Origin of the sequence: Nonomuraea sp. NPDC049028, assembly GCF_043197735.1 — a bacterium.
Classification (GTDB): Bacteria; Actinomycetota; Actinomycetes; order Streptosporangiales; family Streptosporangiaceae; genus Nonomuraea.
Genome location: NZ_JBICTR010000002.1, coordinates 81,166 through 98,330, shown reverse-complemented (window position 1 = coordinate 98,330; position 17,165 = coordinate 81,166). Strand labels below are relative to the sequence as shown.

The following is a 17,165-nucleotide window of genomic DNA, read 5'->3' as shown; positions in this document are numbered from 1 at the left end:
AGAATGCCCTCATGATGATGTATCGCCACCCACTTCTAGAACCCCCTCAGGGAGTGTGGCGTAGGTGTGGGCGGTGGCCCCAGGTGGCCCAGCGCCAGAGCCACTCGAGGGGCCCGAAGCGGTATCGGCGCAGCCAGAGAGTAGACCACACCCACTGAGTGCAGAGAATGGCAGCGGCGATCCCGGCCACCATCGTCAAGGACCAGTTGTCCGGCGAGCCACCGATGACACGTTGGGCAGCGAGGACGAGGATCGTGGCCGTCAGGTAGTTGGTCAGCGCCATCCGGCCCAGCGGCGCGTAGATGGCCTGCAACGCCGGGCGGAGCGGCGTCCGGAGCAGGACCAGCAGAGCGCAGATGTAGAAACCGGCAACCAGCAGCCCACCCACGCCCATCGCGAGGCCGAAGCCGGGGTCGTCGGACCGCAGCCCGACCTGCCACCACAGGACAGGCGCCGCCACCGCCGCCAGGGCCGAGCCCAAAACGATCGGCACACGGGTGGAGCGCTCGATCCGGTCGATCACCCCGTACCGGGTCAGTGTCGAGCCCAGCAGGAACAGCCCGGGGACCAGGCCGAAGAAGCCGCTTCCGAGGATCGGCGAGATCGCGAGGAGCGCGGCGGACAGGCCGGCTACGGCCCATCGGGGCAGCCAGGTCGAGGGCAGCAGTATCACCAGGCCGACGATGGCGTAGATGGCCAGGATGTCGCCCTGCCACAGCAGGAAGTGGTGCACCAGACCGAGCGCGAGCAGCACCAGCAGCCGGCGCAGCAGGAGCACCCGCGGGTGAGCGGTACGGCCCGCGGACGACTCCAGCAACAGCGAGAAGCCGACGCCGAACAGCAGGGAGAAGATCGGGAAGAAGCGCTGCTCGACGAGCAGCCCCATCCACACATCCCCCGCTGTCGGCGACCCATGGGTCACGACCGGGCCGCCGAGGCTGGCAATCGGCTGGACGTTGGCCAGCAGGATCCCGCACAGCGCGAATCCGCGGATTACGTCGAGCGCGCCGATGCGTGGGCGGCTGGAGGAGGTCATCGCCCGGCCGCCGGATTGAGCCGGGCGCCCGCCAGCAGGTGCACGGCGGCGCTCAGGCTCGGTCGGGTCCGTGGCCTTCGGCGTCGGATAGGGATCTTGATGTGGCATGAGGCTCATCCTGCGGGCCCGGTCCGGTGCCGGGCATCGAGCGAAAGCAGGGTTACGCGGTGCTCGACGGTACTTTCGGCTGGTTCGGTGCGGGGCAGTCATCTCCTAGCCTGAGCGGTGTGAAGGGTCGGGGATCGCTGAGCGGGTGGGTCGGGTTCGCGGTCGATGCCGGGCTCGGCGTCGGGTTCGCGGCGGCGCTCGCCTTCCAGGCGTACCGGCTCGCCGACAGTTGGGGTGGCGCCTACTGGCAGTTCGGCTGCGTGGCGGGGGCGGTGGTGTGCGGGCTGGCTCTGGTGCGCCGACGCGGCCGGTTGTGGGCGGCCATCGCGGGCCTGGCCGTCGCGGCGGTCGCCCTCGTGGTCGCCCGGCTGGCCGGGCTGCCGAGTGAGCCGGGGCCCGCTATGGCGTTGGGCCTGTCGGTGCTGGTCGGGTCCGCGGTCAGAGTGCTGCCGGCCTGGCGGGCGGGCGCCGTCGCGGCCGGCGGGGGCGCGGTGGTCGCCGGTGGGCTGCTGGCCGCGTTCGTCTTCTCCACCGGCTCGGTGGTGGCGGTGCTGAACGGCGCGGCGTGGCTGGCCGCGCTGGTGGCCGGGCTGGGGCCGCGGCTGCTGACCGCCCGGCGCCGGGCCATGGCCGAGCGGGTACGTCGCAACGAGCGTCTGGAGCTGGCCCGCGAGCTGCACGACGTCGTCGCCCACCACATCACCTCCATCGTGCTCCAGGCCCAGGCCGGCCAGCTCCTGGCCCGCAAGCAGCCGCACACGGCGGAAGGCTCCCTGGCCGACATCGAGGCCGCCGGATCCGACGCGCTGGCCGCGACCCGTCGCGTGGTCGGCCTGCTGCGCGACGCCACCGACAACGGCAACGACAAAACGCACTCCGCCGAACAGCTCGGCGAGCTCGTCAAACGGTTCGACGGCCACGGGCTTGTGGTGCGCTTGAGCTTGCCTGACGGGGAGTCGGGGTGGCCGCCCGAAGTGGCCCGTACCCTCTACCGGGTCGTACAGGAGTCGCTGACCAACATCTCCCGCCACGCCCCGAACGCCCGCCACGTCACAGTCACCGTCACCGTCGCCCGAGACCAGGACGCCGTCAGGGTGCAGGTCGTCGACGACGCCCCGCCGGGCGTGACCCCCTACCCTCACCGGGGCGGGTACGGCCTGATCGGGATGCGCGAACGCGTCGAGGCTCTCGGCGGCACGCTCAGCGTCGGCCCGCGCCGCGGAGCCGGCTGGTCCGTGCTCGCCACCCTGCCCATCTCCACAGCCGCTTCCGTGAGCGGGCGCCGATGAACATTCGGGTCCTGCTGGCCGACGACCAGGCGATGATCCGCGCCAGCCTGCGCATCATCCTGGAAGACCAGCCCGACATCAGCGTGGTCGGCGAGGCCGCCGACGGCGCCGAGGCGGTCGCCCTGGCCCGGAGGCTGCGCCCGGACGTGTGCCTGGTGGACATCCAGATGCCCCGCCTGGACGGCATCGAGGTCACCCGCGAGCTGGCCGGCCCTCGCGTCCCCGACCCGCTGCGGGTGATCGTGGTCACCACCTTCGACCTGGACGAGTACGTCTACGGCGCGCTACGCGGCGGAGCGGCCGGCTTCATCCTGAAAGACGCCGGGCCCGCCCTGCTCGTCGAGGCCGTCCGGGCCGCGCACGCCGGAGACGCGTTGATCTCCCCGTCGATCACGCTGCGGCTCCTGCGCCACCTCACCGCTTACGGAGGGCCGGCCACTGGCGGAGCCGCCGCGCCGCTGTCCCAACGAGAGACCGAAGTCGTCCGGGCCATGGCCGCGGGCCGTACCAACCAGGAGATCGCCACCGAGCTGTTCATCTCGGTGAGCACGGTCAAAGGTCACGTCACCGCCATCCAGGCCAAGCTCCAGATGCGCAACCGAGTCGAGGTCGTCGCCTGGGCCTGGGAGAACCGCATCGTGGGCACCGCCTGAAGGCTGTTTCCTGGATCAGCGCGGAATCGGCCGTTCACCGAACTACTGGCAGCCCGATGAGATCAGAAGACGTTCTTGAGGAACGGCAGCAGCGCTTCGGCCGTGCGCTCGGGGAACTCCGACATGGGGTAGTGGCCCGCGCCGTCGATCAACACGGCCTGCCCCCGCAGCAGTGACGCCTGAGTCCGCGCCTCCGCCGCCGGGTCGGGGAAGTCGGGATCCTTGACGCCCATGAGGACCAGGGCCGGGCAGCGGACCTGCGGGAGGACCTGCTCGGCGTCCGGCGCCCGGTCGAAGAGCATGCGGCGCATCGCCTCGTGCCGCCGCGGGTCGCGCAGCATGGCCACCAGCTTGGCGCGGTGCCCGTCCAGGTCGGTGGGCTTGGCGGTGGGGTGCGCCATGCCGTAGTAGATCTTCCACAACCAGGGGGAGGAGCCGATGACCCGGACGAGCGCTCGGACGGCGACGTTGAGCGGGATGGCTCTGATGAACCCGTCGATGGGGACGATGCCGGCCACCCGCTCGGGAGCCTCGGCGGCGGCGCGGACGATGCCGCCTCCGGCGTAGGAGTTGCCGAGCAGGACGGCGCCGGGCGCGTCCAGTTCCTCCAGAAGGGCCACGATGTCGCCGCCCACGGCGGACTGCGAGTAGTCGTCCCACCCCGCCGACGACTCCCCGTGGCCGCGCAGGTCCAGGGTCACCACCCGGTACCCCGCTTCCACCAGCGCGGGACGCAGGAACCGGTAGACCTCCCGGGTGTCTCCGAGGCCGGGCACGCACACCACCAGCGGCCCCTCGCCGGCGGAATCGTAGGCCAGTCGCCCGCCCGGCACGTCAACGAACATGTCAGCACCCTTCGCGAAAGAGGACATGGGCGGTCTCAGCTGAGGACATCGACGGCGAGGCCCAGGACCAACAGCGCCGCCATCACGCCGCCGGAGACCATCGCGCGCCAGGTGACGGGTGCGCGCTGCCGTACCGAGCGGAAGTACAGGACGGCGCCGACCACCAGGAGGATCCCTTCGATGACGGCCGTGGCCCAGGGGACCTGCCACAGTCCGAGGCCGAGCAGCGGCAGGCCGCCGGCGTTGCCGGGCAGCAGCGGCAGGTCGGCGCGGTGGACCAGCAGGTCGAGCAGCCAGTGGCTGAACACCATCGCGCCCAGCAACCAACCGGTCCTGCGGCCCCACCGCCGGGCGCTGAGGCCGCCGTACAGCGCCGATAGCAGTAAGGCGCCCAGCAGCGAGTGGGTGTACTGCGCGTTGATCAGCGCTTCGCCGTAGGTTCCGGGGGCGACGGCCTTGAAGGACTCGATCCCGCCCGCCAGGTACAGGGCCACGAAGACGACGTCGAGGAACTGCGTGGCGAGCATGAGCGACCACAGCGGGACGCGCGGTTCGCGGGCCTTGACCGCAGCGGCCAGGCCGAAGTGTCCGATGAACATCTAGCGTCCTTCCTTGGCGACGGGCTCGGCGGCGCGGGTGGCCCAGTGGTCAAGCCACCCGCACAGCACGACGAACAAGATCAGAAAGATAAGGAAGTCCACATGTTTCCCCTTACGTCTGCGCGCGGATCGCGCTTGCGGTACGACGCTAGGGACCGGAGGCGTCCGGCCGGTATCGGACGATTGTCGGGTGATACGACTGATGCCCGTCTGGCGAGTGACGGTACATTCTGATCGTGCTGCGAGGGCGGGAACGAGAACTGGCGGAGATCGAGGCGCTGCTCGCACGGGCCAGGGACGGCCGGAGCGCAAGCCTGATACTCCGGGGCGAGCCCGGCATCGGCAAGTCCGCGCTCCTCGACCACGCGGCCCAGTCGCCGGAGGGCCTGCGACCGCTGCGCGGCACCGGCATCGAGACCGAGGCCGAGCTGCCCTTCGCGGCGCTCCACCTGCTGCTCCGCCCGGCCCTCGACCGGATCGGCCGGCTGCCGGCGCCGCAGGCCCGGGCGCTGGAGGGCGCGTTCGGCCTGGCCACCGCCCGCGGGGACGCCCCTGAGGACCGCTTCCTCATCGGCCTGGCCGCCTTGTCACTGCTCACCGAACTGGCCGAGGACGGCCCGCTGCTCTGCCTGGTCGACGACGCCCAGTGGATGGACCGATCGTCGGCCGAGGCGCTGCTGTTCGCGGCCAGGCGGCTGCACTCCGAGGGGATCGCCCTGCTGTTCGCCGCCAGGGACGGCTTCCACGCGCCCGGGGTCCCCGAGCTGCGGCTCGAAGGACTCGACCGGCAGGCCGCCGGCGAGCTGCTGCACGAGCGCACGCCCGGGCTGGGCCCGTCGGTGCGGGAAAGGATCCTCGCCGCGAGCGGCGGGAACCCGCTCGCCCTGATCGAGCTGCCCCGGGCCCCCGAGGCGCTGCGGCACGCGCAGGAACCGCTGCCGCTGCCGCGCCGGATCCAGGAGGCCTACGAGGCGCGCATCGCCGTCCTGCCGCCGGGCACCCAGACGATGCTGCTGGTCGCGGCCCTCGACGACGCCCGGGACCTCGACGTCGTGCTGCGCGCGGCCGGCCGGCTGGGGGTCGACGGCAGTGCCCTGGGCCCGGCCGAACACGCCGGTTTCCTGTCCACTGCCGACGGGCGGATCTCCTTCGGCCACCCGCTCATGCGCACTGCGGCGGCGCGGCGGGCGGTCTACGACGAACGCCTGGCCGTGCACCGCGCCCTCGCCGGCGTACTCGACGACGAGCAGGACGCCGACCGCCGCGCCTGGCACCTGGCCGCCGCCACGACGGGCCGCGACGAGCCGATCGCCGCCGCGCTGGAGCAGGCGGCGGGCCGCGCCCGCGAGCGCGCCGGCCACGCCGCGGCCGCCGCGGCCCTGGAACGGGCGGCGCGGCTCACCCCCGGCCTGGCCGAGCGGGCCCGGCGGCTGGCCCTGGCAGCCGAGGCCGCCGCGGACGCCGGCGTCCTGGAGCACGCGCAGGGCTTGGCCGATCAGGCGCGGCGGCTCGACGACGACCCGCTGACCGTCGCGCGGCTGGCGGGGCTGCGCGGCCGGATCGCCTTCGACCGGGGAGCCGTGCACGACGCCCATCGAATCCTGCTCGACGGCGCCGCCTCCATCTCCGCCCTGGATCGCAAGGCCGCGGCGCTGATCCTGCTCGACGCCGTACGCAACGCGTGGTACCTCAGCGATCCGGCGGCCGTCGCCGAGTCCGCGGCGCGGCTCGCCGAGCTGCGGTTGTCGCCGGAGGACGGGCTGGACGGCTTCGTCCGGGCGGCCCGCGCCATGGCCGACTTCCTGGCCGGCGACCTGGACCGGGCACTACCGCCGTTCCGTGAGCTCATCGCCGTGGCCGTGGCGATCCCCGCCGGCATGACGGCCCTGAGAATCAGCCTCTGCTCGCTGGCCGGGATCTCGGGGGACTTCGACAACGGGGAGGCTATCGCCCAGTCGGCGATCGAGGAATGCCGGTCCGTCGGCCTGATCGGGCTGCTGCCGCTCGCCCAGGCTGTGCTGGCGATCCACCAGTTGTACCTCGGGCGTTTCCGCGACGCCGTCACGACCGCGACGGAGGGCCGTCGGCTCGCCGTCGACATCGGCCACACGCACCGCGTCGCGCACTTCGAGAGCGTCATGGCCATGGCGAGCGCCGTCCAGGGCCGCGAACAGGAGTGCCGCGAGCTCGCCGAGCGGACGATCGCGCACGTCGCCGCCCATCCGGTGGCGACCATCGTCGGCTGGGCCGAATGGGCGCTCGGCCTGCTGGACCTCGGCCAGGGCCGCTTCGAGGCGGCGCTGGAACGCTTCGACGCCGCCGCCCGCGGGCCGCTCCGGCACCAGATCATGCCGATCTACTTCGCTCCCGACCAGATCGAGGCCGCCGTGCGACTGGGCCTGCCCGCCCGCGCGGAGCAACCGCTCGCCCGCTTCGCCACCTGGACCGCGGCCGCCGGTCATCCGTGGGCGGAGGCCGTACTGCACCGCTGCCGTGCCCTCCTCGCCCACGACGACCACGAGGCGGAACAGCACTGGGAGCAGGCCGCGCGCTCGCACGCCGAGGCGAACCGCCCCTACGAGCGGGCCCGCACCGACCTGCTCCACGGCGAGTGGCTGCGCCGCAACCGCCGCAGGCACGAGTCCCGGGCCCGCCTGCGCGCGGCGCTGGAGACCTTCGAGCGCGTCGGCGCCCGCCCCTGGGCTGAGCGGGCCCGCGCCGAGCTGCGCGCGGCGGGCGAGAACGTGGCCCAGGGCAGCCCCGATCTGGCCGCCCTGCTCTCACCCCAGGAGCAGCAGGTGGTACGCCTCGCCGCCACGGGGATCACCAACCGGGAGATCGCCGCCCAGCTCTTCCTCAGCCCGAAGACCGTCAGCCACCACCTGTACCGCGCCTTCCCCAAGCTCGGCGTCACCACCCGCACCGAACTCGCCCACCTCGACCTGAGCTGAACGACCCAAATCGCCTGATCCGGCTGCGGAACCGGGATCTGGGCTGGTGCCTGGCGACGGGTCTCACCGTCACCAGGCATCAGGCATCAGGCATCGCCTTGCCCTTGGTCACGGGCGGTCCTTCGGCGTCGCGGGGAGCTCGTCCGTCCAATCGGTGGTCACGGAGATGTATCCGTCGGTGTGCCCCGAGTTTCCGTTACCGGCGAGGAAGAGGTTGGCGCGGACGACCCGGGCGGTCTCGGGATCGACGACCATCTGGATCCAGTTATCCGGGTCGTCAGGGTCGGGAATCCGCAAGGCCTGACCGCCTTCGACCGCGCCCGTGTTCTCGACTCCCGGCGTCGCGGCGAGCGCCTGGAACGCCGCGGAACGGACCTCCGCAGGCGTGGGCAGCTCCGTGATCAGCGCGAGCAGGCTGAGTGTGGGGTCGCCCTGGGCCTCGGACGTGGACATGTCATCCGGGTCGCCTTTGCGCTGGACGATCCACGCCTTCAGGGCCTCCGGGTCCGTCGGCAGCTTCTCGAGGTCGTCGAAGCTCACGTCGGCTCCCTTGAGCCTGAGCGAGATCGAGTCTGGTACGACGGTGTCCGGAGTGTCGCCCGGCTCGTTCCTCGTCCAGCGCTTGCCGTCGCGCGAGGTCCAGCTCTCCATAGGGGGAATCTCGCTGTTCGACCACTTGGCGGTGACGTGCCAGTAGGTCCCGGAGCTTTGCGGCGTACGTTCCGCGCTGACGGCCGCCATGAGCAGGACCTCCTTGCCCGAGACCGGAGCCGCGGCGATCACATGCGCCGGAGCGCCCGCGTTCGTGACCGCCCCCGTAGCGATCACGACCGCGGCGGCCGCCCCGGCGGCGACCAGCGCCACGCCCGGCACGAACCACCTGACGCGCCCCCGGCTCCGCATCCTCTGGCCCAGAGTTCTGTGGCCCAGCGTCCTGTGCTGGAGCCTGCTCCGGCTACGCGCGACCACCTCCTCGGACGGCTCCGGCTTGGCCAGCAGACTGGCCACCTCTTCCAGGTCGTTCATGGGGTCTCCTTGCCTCTGAGCGTGCTGTCTATGAGGGTGCTGTCGATCCGGGCGTGGATCTTGGCGCGGGCCCGGCTGAGCCGCGAACCCACCGTGCCGATGGAGATGCCGAGCGCCTGGGCGATCTCGTCATAGCTCAGCTCTCCCAGTGCCAGGAGCAGCAGCACGTCACGCTCGCCGGCGTTCAGCGAGGCGAGCGCCATGGCCAGTTGCGGCTGCATGCGCTGGGCGGATACTGAGGTGAGGACCCGGTTCTCGTGCCCTTCCACGACCGGCGCGGGGTCCAGCCGGGCCAGCGCCTTGTAGTGGCGGGCCTCCTTACGGCGATGCCTGGCCACCAGGTTCGTGGCGAACCCGAACAGCCAAGGCCGTAATCCCCCCTGCCCCGGATCGAAACGATCGCGCCGATCGAACGCCAGCAGGAACGTCTCCGCCGCGATGTCCTCGGCCACCTGCGTGTCCAGGCGGCCCGCAACGTACAGGTAGATGTCGCGGAAATAGCGGTCATGCACGGCGGTGAACAGCTCGGGATCCCGCCGGTAACCGGCGACGAGGTCGGCGTCGGTCACCTGGTCGCCCACGTCGGCGGTCACGTGCCCGTCTCCGTCATGAGTGTGCCTTCCGGATGGTGATCGTTGCTTTCACCCACCCTTCGCCGTACGCCCACTTCTTCTTCCCATCAGTCCCCTACGGCCCGCCCAGTGCCGGATGTCCCACCACTCCCACCGCACGTCGACGGGGCTTCGGGAAGGAGTTCATCAAGCCTTATCCCTCGCATACAGACGGCGAGTTCGCCCGGCTCTACCCTTCGCAGTACAGGGGGAGTATCCCTTCGCAGCAGCCTCGTCATTTACGGTGCAGCCCCGCTCCATGGGCCCCCGGGGCTGTTGGTCCGTCCCTGAACCGGGCGGGAGAGACCTCTGGCAAGCTTCGCGCTGCCAGGAGGCCGTCAGTGCTCGACTTCTTCAAGACAGTGGGCTTAAGTGCCTCGGTACTGCCACTCGCCTTGGCGATCATCGTCGTCGCAGCAGGCCTGACCGCCCTGTGGGCGCCGTCGGTTAAGCGCCAAAACCGCGCTGTCCAGGTGCTGCGGATCGTGCTGCGCGCCCCTGACAGGCGGACGCGAGACGGCCAACTCCGCACACCGCCGTCGGGCGCCGAGGCAACTTCGCAGGAGAGCTCCAAACCCGAACAGACGCCGTAGAGCCGTGCTGCCCTTGGCTCAACGGCTGGGTCGACGACTCTTGTTGCGGCCCCGCCGCGTACACCGGGCCAGGCTCGGCGGCGGAGCCGCCCCCCAACGTCCACTTCCGAGAGACAGGCATGGAGGGACGGAGCCCGTCTCTCTTATCTCCGCCTCTCAGCGGTAGGACCATGGGGGTGCGTGACCAGCCACAGGGGGGAAGGCCGATAGACGGCGCTCGGCTGGTCACGGACTTGTGGTTAGGGATCACGGACCAGAGATGGCCGGGCAGACGGGTAAGGCAAGTCGGCCCAGACCACACGGCGTTGGCCGCTCAGGTATGTGCCCCAGGCGCGAGAAAGCGTCTTCACGATGTGCAAGCCCCGCCCTGATTCCGTCAGGACCCTCAGCCCCTCGCACGTCGACGGATCTGGGGCCGACGGTTGCCGCACAACGTGCGGTCCATCCCCATCGAGGGCGCCCGCGTCGATGACCTCGATACGAAGAGAGCCGCTGGCACGAATCACCCGCAGCACCACCCAGTCGCGCCCCTCACCGCCCTCGACATGTGTGACGGCATTCGAGATCAACTCGGTCACGATCTGTTGCGCATCCAGCAGGAGCGGATCATCTTGCCCAAGCCAACCGCACAAGGCCATTCGCGCCTCTCGCGGCGTCTTGTTGCTGCGCCACAGGCTCGCGGCCGAGATCAGGGCCATACCGCCCTGCAGATCAGTGCTGGTGGGTGTGGGAGTTCCGTGCTGATGGACCAATGACACCGTCTGCCTCCATCACCGTCATCACGTCCGAACTTGGGGATAGCGAGGCGCTGGGGATCGCGACGTTCCAGATGCGCCAGTTCGACCGTCCGATTACGCTCCGATCAACCGCCAACACGAATCGTTACCTGATTGCCGGTCGACTGCCAGAGGGCTGGCGTTGCCGCAACACCGCAGCAACAGGCAAGAGAGCTGGTCGCGATGGACGAGCATCACAACATCACTGCACAGATGTTCGGCCTGGTCCTGCGCCACCTGCGCACCCAGGGCGGACTGTCGCAGCGCGAACTGGGCAAGCGAGCCCTGTACGACCACACCCGGATCTGCCGCGCGGAGAACGGCGAGATCCTTGCCCCGATCGAGACGGTCAAGGCCATAGATACGGCCCTGCGCACCAACGGCTTGCTGTACGCCCTGCGCCAGCTCGCCGAATCCGCCGATACCCGACCCGTCCCTGCGGGGTTGGCTGGCATCCAGGACGGCGAACCAGTCATCCTGGACATGCAGACGACGGACGGAAGGAGCGTGCGCGTGACGCTCTCACGACGCCAGTTCACCCACCTGCTCGCCGGCGGAGCACTCACCTCCCTCCTGCCCGGCCTCGGCGACCCGGATCAAGCCCAGCGTGTGGCCCGCGCGATCGAGCAACCGTCGCGCATCGACGGCGAAGTCATCGACTACTTCCGGCGCGTGCTGGCCGAGCACTACGCCGCTGACAAGATGCTCGGCCCTCGCTCCCTGCTTCGTCCGGTGCTGGCGCAGATCGACGCCTTGGACGAGCTTCGCCGCGGCGCCGGCACCCGCCACTCCGCGCCACTCCTTCAGGTGCTGGCCCAGTACGCCGAGATGGCCGGCTGGCTGCACCAAGACCTCGGCGAACTCGATAGCGCCATGCACTGGACCAGGCGAGCCGCCGAATGGTCCCAGTGCGCGGGAGATTGCCAAATGTCGGCCTACCTACTGGTGCGGCAGTCCAACATCGCCTGCCTGACCGATGATCACGCCGCCGTCGTCCAACTCGCCGGCGCCGCCCGCCGCAACACTGACGCGCTAGAGCCGAAGCTGGACGCCCTGGCCGCCCAGCAACAGGCCCGTGGACTGGCCATGCTCGGTGACCTCGACGAGTGCTTCGCCCTCCTCGACCAAGCCGCCGAAACCCTCCGTGACCATCCGCAAGTCACCCGCCAGCACGTACCGGTCTACCTGTATTCCTACGACCTCGACACACTCCAGGAGCAAAGCGCCGTCTGCCACCGGGCCGCTGGCCGCGCCGACACCGCCGCCACCATCCTCCAGGCCCAGATCGGCAAACTTCCCCCCAACCTCACCCGCGACCGCGGCCACCTCACGGCCAAACTTGCCGTAGCCGTCGCCCAATCCTCCCTCGCGGAGCCGAGCCGCGCCGCCCACCTGGGGCACGAGGCGCTGGGCATCGCCCATCAGACAGGCTCAGCCCGCATTCGCCGCGAGCTACAGACGCTGGACAGCGAATTGCGCGAGCGCTGGCCTGACGACACCGACACACGGACGTTCCACGAAGCGCTCATCAGCCTCTGAGTCGTGGCAGAGCGACATGCAACCACACCCGCAGGCCTGCTGTCGGATTTGAGGCGCTGGTGTTCGCGGGTGCACGCGACGAGCACACTGTCGGTTGTCAGGGAGCGGTCAGGGCGAGGAACGGGATGGTCGCCCTGATGGGGAGTTCCAGCTCGAGTTCGGACCTGTGGACCTGGTGGAGCCGGTACTCCGAAGCGATGGCGTCGAGGTGGAACTCCTTCACCTCAACGATCTCGTACTTCTCGTCTAGCATGATCAGGAGGTAAAGCGGGATACCGGCGGCCGCGTACTGGACGCGTTCGGTGAGGTCTTCGCGGACCGTTCCCGGCGAGGAAACGTCGACAACCGCAAGGGTCTGCGATGCCTCCGGCTTCTGGCCAGGATCGTCCAGGCATTTATAGACCACGACATCCGGACGCCGGAATTGGCAGGCTGGTCGCTGAAGACCTTCGGCGGCTCGCCGATCTTCTTGCAGCGTTCTCATGCCGTGAGACCGAGCCCGGTCCCCGAACCGAGGTTCGCGCGGACGAGGCGGATGTTGGACGGTCCACATCGCACTGCTGGGTCGAGACCCGCCTCGTGGCATCACTCGCGGCGTCGGTGATAGGCAGGAGTTCCTTAGCGGCTAGCGCGAAGCCGCGGTCCGGATGATCCACCGCCGCGGCGAAAGTCATCCCGGAGACTGTGGCCCCGGGAAGAACCAGCGGCGCGCCGATCATGCCTGAGCGCATGTCCGCGGACAATGTGAGAACGGTCCGCGTGACCTGGTGTTTGTGGTAAATATCCATGCTCTCTGCCTCAACACGACGGTCGACCCTGATCGGCTCTACCACCGCATGCTCTGTGTCTTTCCGATAGCCGAGCAGGTAGGCATCGCCGAGCGGCGCCTCGGAGAGCGTTTCAGCGATGTGGAGCGCAGGTGCGGAAAGATCTGGTACGTAAAGAACCGCGACATCAATATCCGGATCAAAGGCAACGACACGGGCTTGATATCCCTCACCCTCATCGGCGGTGACCACGAGGGACTCGACGACGCCGGCCACCACATGAGCCGCCGTGACCACCCGCTGCGGGGCGTATACGAAACCGGTCCCCTCGATCTTCTTGCCACACGACGGCGCCGGTCCCGAGACGCGTACCACGCTCTGCTTCTCACTGACGATCTCCGGCGGGATCACGACGTCACCCGCGTGCGGCGGGGAAGCGGTGGGCAGCGACCAGAAGGGCACCGTGATCGAGCATCCGCTCAGGACGAGGAGGATCGGTAACCAGAGCCAGCGCATCATGCCTTCCATCTCTTCGTGGGAACCTGCGTCCCGGGAAAGGCCCGCTGTCCTGGTCGACGTCACATGCGCTCCGGGGACACATATTCGATCAAGCTACCGACGGCTGATGACGGTCATGTCACGTATCGGGCCGTCTCGCTGCACCTGTTCGACGGCTTCACCGCCGTCCGATAACTCATTCCAGCGGCGAGCCGCCAACGCAGGCGGCGATGGTCTTGGCCACCTGGAATGGCGGAATCTCGGTCGTGTCGATGATTTTCCCTTCACGGCCAAGCCAAGGCAGAGCGTCGCGGTATTCCGGAAGGTGATCCAGGCGCCACTTTCTGATCTCTGGGGTATCCGCTTCGATTCGACGGGTGAGTGTGCCCTCGTCCGCGTGGAGTACGAAGTGATGGACAGGGATGCTTGCTCTCTGGAGACCCGTGTGAATCTCCTGCCAATACCGCTCGACGAGGACGGTCTGCGGCATGACGAGTACACCGCCGACATAGTCGAGCAGTTGTGCGGCCGTCTCAACGACAAGACCGCGCCACGGCCTCCAGTGCTGGAAGTCACCGAGACTGGGGAGGTCTGAGACGGTTTGCAGCAGGTAGCCAACCTGCTCAGGGTCAAAGTACCGAGCTTCAGGGATGAGCGATATGAGGTCATTCGCAGTACTTGTCTTGCCTGCGCCAAATGTCCCATTCAGCCAAATAATCATGGAGCCGAGCATAGTGAGAAAGCCCCATGGTGGCGGCGAGCGTGATGTTGCGGGTGTTGGCGCTGCTACGTGAGGTCGAGATATTTGAGCCCGCTTCCCCGGAGCTCCAACCGCCCCATGTTGCCCGGCTCCCTCCGGCCCGCGCACCCGATGGTGCTGGGAATGCGCCGGTCAACGCTGGGGCAAGGAGGAGAGGCAGTCATGCTCTGCTCCCTTTCCTCGACTCAGGTCATCGAAGTAGCCACTCCAGGCAGGCCAAGGGGTCGGGGAGTTCGAGGGGCGGCAGCCCCTCGTTTCGGGGTTTGGGGCGGAGCCCCAATAGACACAGTCTGAGGTTGATCGGCGCGAAGCGCCCCACTGGCGAAGGCGATGCAGTTGGGCGGGGTGTGGGGGCCGCGCCCCCACTGGACACAGTCTGAGTTCTTGAGCGCGAAGCGCCCCTCTGGCGAAGGCCTTGCTTGGAGGGGTTTCAGCGGTCGCGTGCGTCGTACTCTTCGCGGGCGGCGTCGATCCGGTCGATGTTCTGCTCGGCCCATTGCTTCATGACCGCCATGACGGGCAGGAGGCTCCGGCCCAGGTCGGTGAGCGCGTAGTCGACGCGTACCGGCACCGCCGGAGTGACCGTACGCGAGATCAGGCCGTCGCGTTCGAGGTGGCGCAGCGTCTCCGTGAGCATTTTCTGGCTGGCGCCCGCGATCGCGCGAGCCAGGTCGCCGAAGCGGCGCGGGCCGTCGGCCAGCTCGTTGAGCAGGACGGCCACCCACTTGTCACCGATGCGCTCGATCAGCCGGTTTGCCGGGCAGGCGGTGAAGCGGGCCTGGTAGGAGAGCCGACTCTCGGCGCGCCGCTGGGTGGCGGTGCGAGTGGTCATGGCATCCCCTCACGTGCGTTGGTCACCTTGAAGTGCGTACTGCCGTTCGACCGTAGCACCGCCTAACTTCGCTCGTGAGCAGGGCTCATCCTGCCTGATCAAAGGAGTGAAGAGAGCATGACGACGATCGCTATTCTCGGCTCGGGCGCTGTGGCCCGAGCCCTCACCGGCAGGCTGCGCGACGCGGGGCACGAGCTCGTCGTGGGCTCTCGTGCCCCGCGCGAGGACGCCGACTTTCCCGTCATCGGCCTGCGTGAGGCGGCGGGTTCGGCGGAGGTGGTGATCAATGCCATGCCCGGCCCCGTGTCGGTGGAAGTGCTCACCGGCCTCGCGGTGGAACTGGCGGGCAAGGTGCTGGTCGACGTCGCCAACGCCACCGAATCCGACGCGCACGGCTTCGCGTCGGCGCTGCTGTATCCGGGTAGCAGCCTCGCCGAGGAGATTCAGCGGGCATTGCCGGATGTACGTGTGGTGAAGACACTCAACACCGTGCACGAATCGATCATGGCTCAACCGGCTCGGCTGTCCATCCCGCCCACTGCCTTTCTGTCCGGGAACGACGCCGACGCCAAGAAGGCCGTCGGTGGTCTGCTGGCCGACCTGGGGTGGGCGGCTGAGTGGATCATCGATCTCGGTGGTGTGGAGACGGCGCGGGTGCCGGAGGCGTTCATGCTGATGGTCGGCGACCTCGTCCGCGCGCTCGGGCCGGTGCCCTTCGGCATGGCCATCGCCCGTTGACGACACTTGTTTACGCCTGCTGATGCTCGTTACGCCGGTTGGGGGGTGAGCCAGGTGGTCATCGCCTCGGGCAGGCCGTCCGTGCCCGCCCAGGCCACGTAGCCGTCGGGGCGGATCAGCAGGACGTCGGCGGGCGGGTCCGGGCAGTGCGCGGCGACGACGTGGAGGCGGTCGTCGCCGACCAGGTCGCCCAGCTCCGAAGGGCCCAGGTTGAGCAGTACCCAGCCGGCCGGGCGCATGAGCTCCGCCACCCGGGTCGGCCCTTCCGTGGTGGTCAGTGCCAGGTCGGGGGCGAATCGGCCGGTCAGTGGGTGGGGCGCGGCGCCGTACCGGATGTCGGAGTCCTGAGGCAGGGTGCCGTACCGGATGTCGGAGCCCTGGAGCATCTCGCCGAGACGACTCAAGGGCTGGTCGAAGGCGAACAGTTCCGCGAGCAGGTCGCGCAGGGCCGCGCCGTCCTCGCCGGTGAGGCGTTCCAGGACCGCCTGGGCGCGGGTGTGGCGCAGGGTGTGGACGGCCACCGGGCGGCGTTCCGACTCGTACGTGTCGAGCAGGCCGGGCGGGGCCTGGCCGTGCAGGTGGGCGGCCAGCTTCCAGGCGAGGTTGGCGGTGTCCATCAGGCCGACGTTCAGCGCCGAGCCGCCCGCGGGGAACAGGTGGGCGGCGTCACCCGCCAGGAACACCCGGCCCTCGCGATAGCGGTCGGCGACGCGGGCCTGCGAGACGGTGCTCGACAGCCAGATGGGCTCGCCCAGCGGCAGGTCGACGCCGATGACCCGGCGCACCGCGGCCTCGAACTCCGCCAGTGTGACGGCCGTGGCGGGCGCCGTCCCCTTCTCGCGTACGCCGACGATGTGGACGCCGGACTGGAGCGAGGTGAGCAGCAGGCGGCCGTTCGGGGTATGGTTCCAGCCCTGCTGCAGGCCATTGACCTGTGGTGTGTCGAAAATCCTCGCATCCGGCGCCGCGAAGTGGCCGAGCCGCAGCACCTCGTCGTCCGTCGTGCCGGGGAAGCCGATGCCCGCCTGCTCGCGTACCGGGCTGTGGCCGCCGTCGCAGCCGACGACGTAGCGGGCCTGGAGCCGGAAGCCGTCACCCTCCAGCGTCACGCCTTCGTCGTCCTGGGCGAGCGTCCTCAGCCGGTGGTCCCAGCTGATCTCGGCGCCGAGCTCGGCCGCGCGCTCCCGCAGCAGCCGCTCCAGACGGGGCTGCTGGATCATCAGCAGCTGTAACGGGGACTCGCCGCCCAGTTCGGCGAACTTCAAGGGCACCGAGCCGAACGGGAAGCCCGGCGCGCGTCCGGCGAACGGGCTGCCCGCGCTGAACCGTTCGAGCAGACCCCGATGGTCGAGCAGCTGGATGATCTGCCCGCCCAGGCCGTTGGCCTTGGGGAGGTCGCCAGGCTCGGCTCTCTTCTCCAGCACGGTCGTACGGACACCGGCCAGGCGCAGCTCGCAGGCCAGCATGAGCCCCGTGGGGCCCGCTCCTATGATCACTACTTCTTCCATGCCTGTCAGGCTAGATTGACAAACTTCGCCTGTCAA

17 protein-coding genes are annotated in these 17,165 nt (G+C 69.5%); 6 read left to right on the top strand and 11 right to left on the bottom strand.

From position 1 onward, the window contains the following. Positions 1-46 precede the first annotated feature (46 nt). Positions 47-1,144, bottom strand: a complete 1,098-nt coding sequence (locus ACGFJ2_RS06755; protein ID WP_393465515.1) for a DUF418 domain-containing protein — start codon at positions 1,142-1,144, stop codon at positions 47-49. Between the two features lie 119 nt (positions 1,145-1,263). On the opposite strand from ACGFJ2_RS06755, the gene ACGFJ2_RS06750 reads away from it, so the two are divergent. Next, on the top strand, positions 1,264-2,433 hold the full coding sequence (locus ACGFJ2_RS06750) for a sensor histidine kinase (protein WP_393465512.1): 1,170 nt from the start codon (positions 1,264-1,266) through the stop codon (positions 2,431-2,433). Continuing rightward, on the top strand, positions 2,430-3,086 hold the full coding sequence (locus tag ACGFJ2_RS06745; RefSeq protein WP_393465509.1) for a response regulator: 657 nt from the start codon (positions 2,430-2,432) through the stop codon (positions 3,084-3,086). The genes ACGFJ2_RS06750 and ACGFJ2_RS06745 overlap by 4 nt, the downstream gene beginning before the upstream one ends. A gap of 62 nt (positions 3,087-3,148) precedes the next feature. Here ACGFJ2_RS06745 and ACGFJ2_RS06740 read toward each other — a convergent pair whose 3' ends face one another. Both ACGFJ2_RS06740 and ACGFJ2_RS06735 read right to left on the bottom strand, forming a co-directional pair. After that, positions 3,149-3,931, bottom strand: a complete 783-nt coding sequence (locus ACGFJ2_RS06740) for an alpha/beta fold hydrolase (protein WP_393465506.1) — start codon at positions 3,929-3,931, stop codon at positions 3,149-3,151. Between the two features lie 35 nt (positions 3,932-3,966). Continuing rightward, positions 3,967-4,530: a permease gene (locus ACGFJ2_RS06735; protein WP_393465503.1), complete on the bottom strand. Its 564-nt coding sequence runs from the start codon at positions 4,528-4,530 to the stop codon at positions 3,967-3,969. A 236-nt stretch (positions 4,531-4,766) separates the two neighbouring features. Here ACGFJ2_RS06735 and ACGFJ2_RS06730 point away from each other — a divergent pair, with 236 nt between their 5' ends. Next, positions 4,767-7,481 (top strand): AAA family ATPase, encoded by a 2,715-nt coding sequence (locus ACGFJ2_RS06730; RefSeq protein WP_393465501.1) that lies wholly within the window; start codon positions 4,767-4,769, stop codon positions 7,479-7,481. Between the two features lie 108 nt (positions 7,482-7,589). Here the strand turns inward: ACGFJ2_RS06730 and ACGFJ2_RS06725 are convergent, their stop codons facing one another. Beyond that, complete coding sequence (locus tag ACGFJ2_RS06725) at positions 7,590-8,507, bottom strand: CU044_5270 family protein (RefSeq protein WP_393465498.1); 918 nt, start codon at positions 8,505-8,507, stop codon at positions 7,590-7,592. Next, positions 8,504-9,100, bottom strand: coding sequence for an RNA polymerase sigma factor (locus ACGFJ2_RS06720; protein ID WP_393465495.1), 597 nt, complete (start codon positions 9,098-9,100; stop codon positions 8,504-8,506). The genes ACGFJ2_RS06725 and ACGFJ2_RS06720 overlap by 4 nt, the downstream gene beginning before the upstream one ends. A 359-nt stretch (positions 9,101-9,459) precedes the next feature. On the opposite strand from ACGFJ2_RS06720, the gene ACGFJ2_RS06715 reads away from it, so the two are divergent. Beyond that, entirely contained in the window at positions 9,460-9,711 is a 252-nt protein-coding gene (locus ACGFJ2_RS06715) for a hypothetical protein (RefSeq protein ID WP_393465493.1), read from the top strand. A 239-nt stretch (positions 9,712-9,950) separates the two neighbouring features. Here ACGFJ2_RS06715 and ACGFJ2_RS06710 read toward each other — a convergent pair whose 3' ends face one another. Beyond that, the gene (locus ACGFJ2_RS06710; RefSeq protein WP_393465490.1) at positions 9,951-10,469 is read right to left on the bottom strand and encodes an ATP-binding protein; all 519 of its coding nucleotides are present in this window, start codon (positions 10,467-10,469) and stop codon (positions 9,951-9,953) included. 201 nt (positions 10,470-10,670) lie between these two features. On the opposite strand from ACGFJ2_RS06710, the gene ACGFJ2_RS06705 reads away from it, so the two are divergent. Further along, positions 10,671-12,026, top strand: a complete 1,356-nt coding sequence (locus tag ACGFJ2_RS06705) for a helix-turn-helix domain-containing protein (protein WP_393465487.1) — start codon at positions 10,671-10,673, stop codon at positions 12,024-12,026. 97 nt (positions 12,027-12,123) lie between these two features. Here the strand turns inward: ACGFJ2_RS06705 and ACGFJ2_RS06700 are convergent, their stop codons facing one another. From ACGFJ2_RS06700 to ACGFJ2_RS06685, 4 genes are all read right to left on the bottom strand, one after another. After that, positions 12,124-12,510: a Uma2 family endonuclease gene (locus tag ACGFJ2_RS06700; RefSeq protein WP_393465484.1), complete on the bottom strand. Its 387-nt coding sequence runs from the start codon at positions 12,508-12,510 to the stop codon at positions 12,124-12,126. Further along, positions 12,422-13,312 (bottom strand): trypsin-like peptidase domain-containing protein, encoded by an 891-nt coding sequence (locus ACGFJ2_RS06695; RefSeq protein ID WP_393465481.1) that lies wholly within the window; start codon positions 13,310-13,312, stop codon positions 12,422-12,424. The genes ACGFJ2_RS06700 and ACGFJ2_RS06695 overlap by 89 nt, the downstream gene beginning before the upstream one ends. Positions 13,313-13,487: 175 nt before the next feature. Then, positions 13,488-14,012 (bottom strand): ATP-binding protein, encoded by a 525-nt coding sequence (locus ACGFJ2_RS06690; RefSeq protein ID WP_393465478.1) that lies wholly within the window; start codon positions 14,010-14,012, stop codon positions 13,488-13,490. Between the two features lie 469 nt (positions 14,013-14,481). Continuing rightward, positions 14,482-14,883: a winged helix-turn-helix transcriptional regulator gene (locus ACGFJ2_RS06685; RefSeq protein ID WP_393465475.1), complete on the bottom strand. Its 402-nt coding sequence runs from the start codon at positions 14,881-14,883 to the stop codon at positions 14,482-14,484. 117 nt (positions 14,884-15,000) lie between these two features. On the opposite strand from ACGFJ2_RS06685, the gene ACGFJ2_RS06680 reads away from it, so the two are divergent. Beyond that, positions 15,001-15,621, top strand: coding sequence for an NADPH-dependent F420 reductase (locus ACGFJ2_RS06680; RefSeq protein ID WP_393465473.1), 621 nt, complete (start codon positions 15,001-15,003; stop codon positions 15,619-15,621). 29 nt (positions 15,622-15,650) lie between these two features. On the opposite strand, the gene ACGFJ2_RS06675 is transcribed toward ACGFJ2_RS06680, so the two are convergent. Beyond that, positions 15,651-17,129, bottom strand: a complete 1,479-nt coding sequence (locus ACGFJ2_RS06675; protein ID WP_393465470.1) for an FAD-dependent monooxygenase — start codon at positions 17,127-17,129, stop codon at positions 15,651-15,653. Positions 17,130-17,165 lie beyond the last annotated feature (36 nt).

Coding starts and splice junctions, on each gene's coding strand:
- ACGFJ2_RS06725 (WP_393465498.1), bottom strand. CDS start 8,507: ATGAACGACCTGGAAGAGGTGGCCAGTCTGCTGGCCAAGCCGGAGCCG.
- ACGFJ2_RS06700 (WP_393465484.1), bottom strand. CDS start 12,510: ATGAGAACGCTGCAAGAAGATCGGCGAGCCGCCGAAGGTCTTCAGCGA.
- ACGFJ2_RS06735 (WP_393465503.1), bottom strand. CDS start 4,530: ATGTTCATCGGACACTTCGGCCTGGCCGCTGCGGTCAAGGCCCGCGAA.
- ACGFJ2_RS06685 (WP_393465475.1), bottom strand. CDS start 14,883: ATGACCACTCGCACCGCCACCCAGCGGCGCGCCGAGAGTCGGCTCTCC.
- ACGFJ2_RS06755 (WP_393465515.1), bottom strand. CDS start 1,144: ATGCCACATCAAGATCCCTATCCGACGCCGAAGGCCACGGACCCGACC.
- ACGFJ2_RS06690 (WP_393465478.1), bottom strand. CDS start 14,012: ATGATTATTTGGCTGAATGGGACATTTGGCGCAGGCAAGACAAGTACT.
- ACGFJ2_RS06695 (WP_393465481.1), bottom strand. CDS start 13,312: ATGATGCGCTGGCTCTGGTTACCGATCCTCCTCGTCCTGAGCGGATGC.
- ACGFJ2_RS06705 (WP_393465487.1), top strand. CDS start 10,671: ATGGACGAGCATCACAACATCACTGCACAGATGTTCGGCCTGGTCCTG.
- ACGFJ2_RS06745 (WP_393465509.1), top strand. CDS start 2,430: ATGAACATTCGGGTCCTGCTGGCCGACGACCAGGCGATGATCCGCGCC.
- ACGFJ2_RS06740 (WP_393465506.1), bottom strand. CDS start 3,931: ATGTTCGTTGACGTGCCGGGCGGGCGACTGGCCTACGATTCCGCCGGC.
- ACGFJ2_RS06680 (WP_393465473.1), top strand. CDS start 15,001: ATGACGACGATCGCTATTCTCGGCTCGGGCGCTGTGGCCCGAGCCCTC.
- ACGFJ2_RS06675 (WP_393465470.1), bottom strand. CDS start 17,129: ATGGAAGAAGTAGTGATCATAGGAGCGGGCCCCACGGGGCTCATGCTG.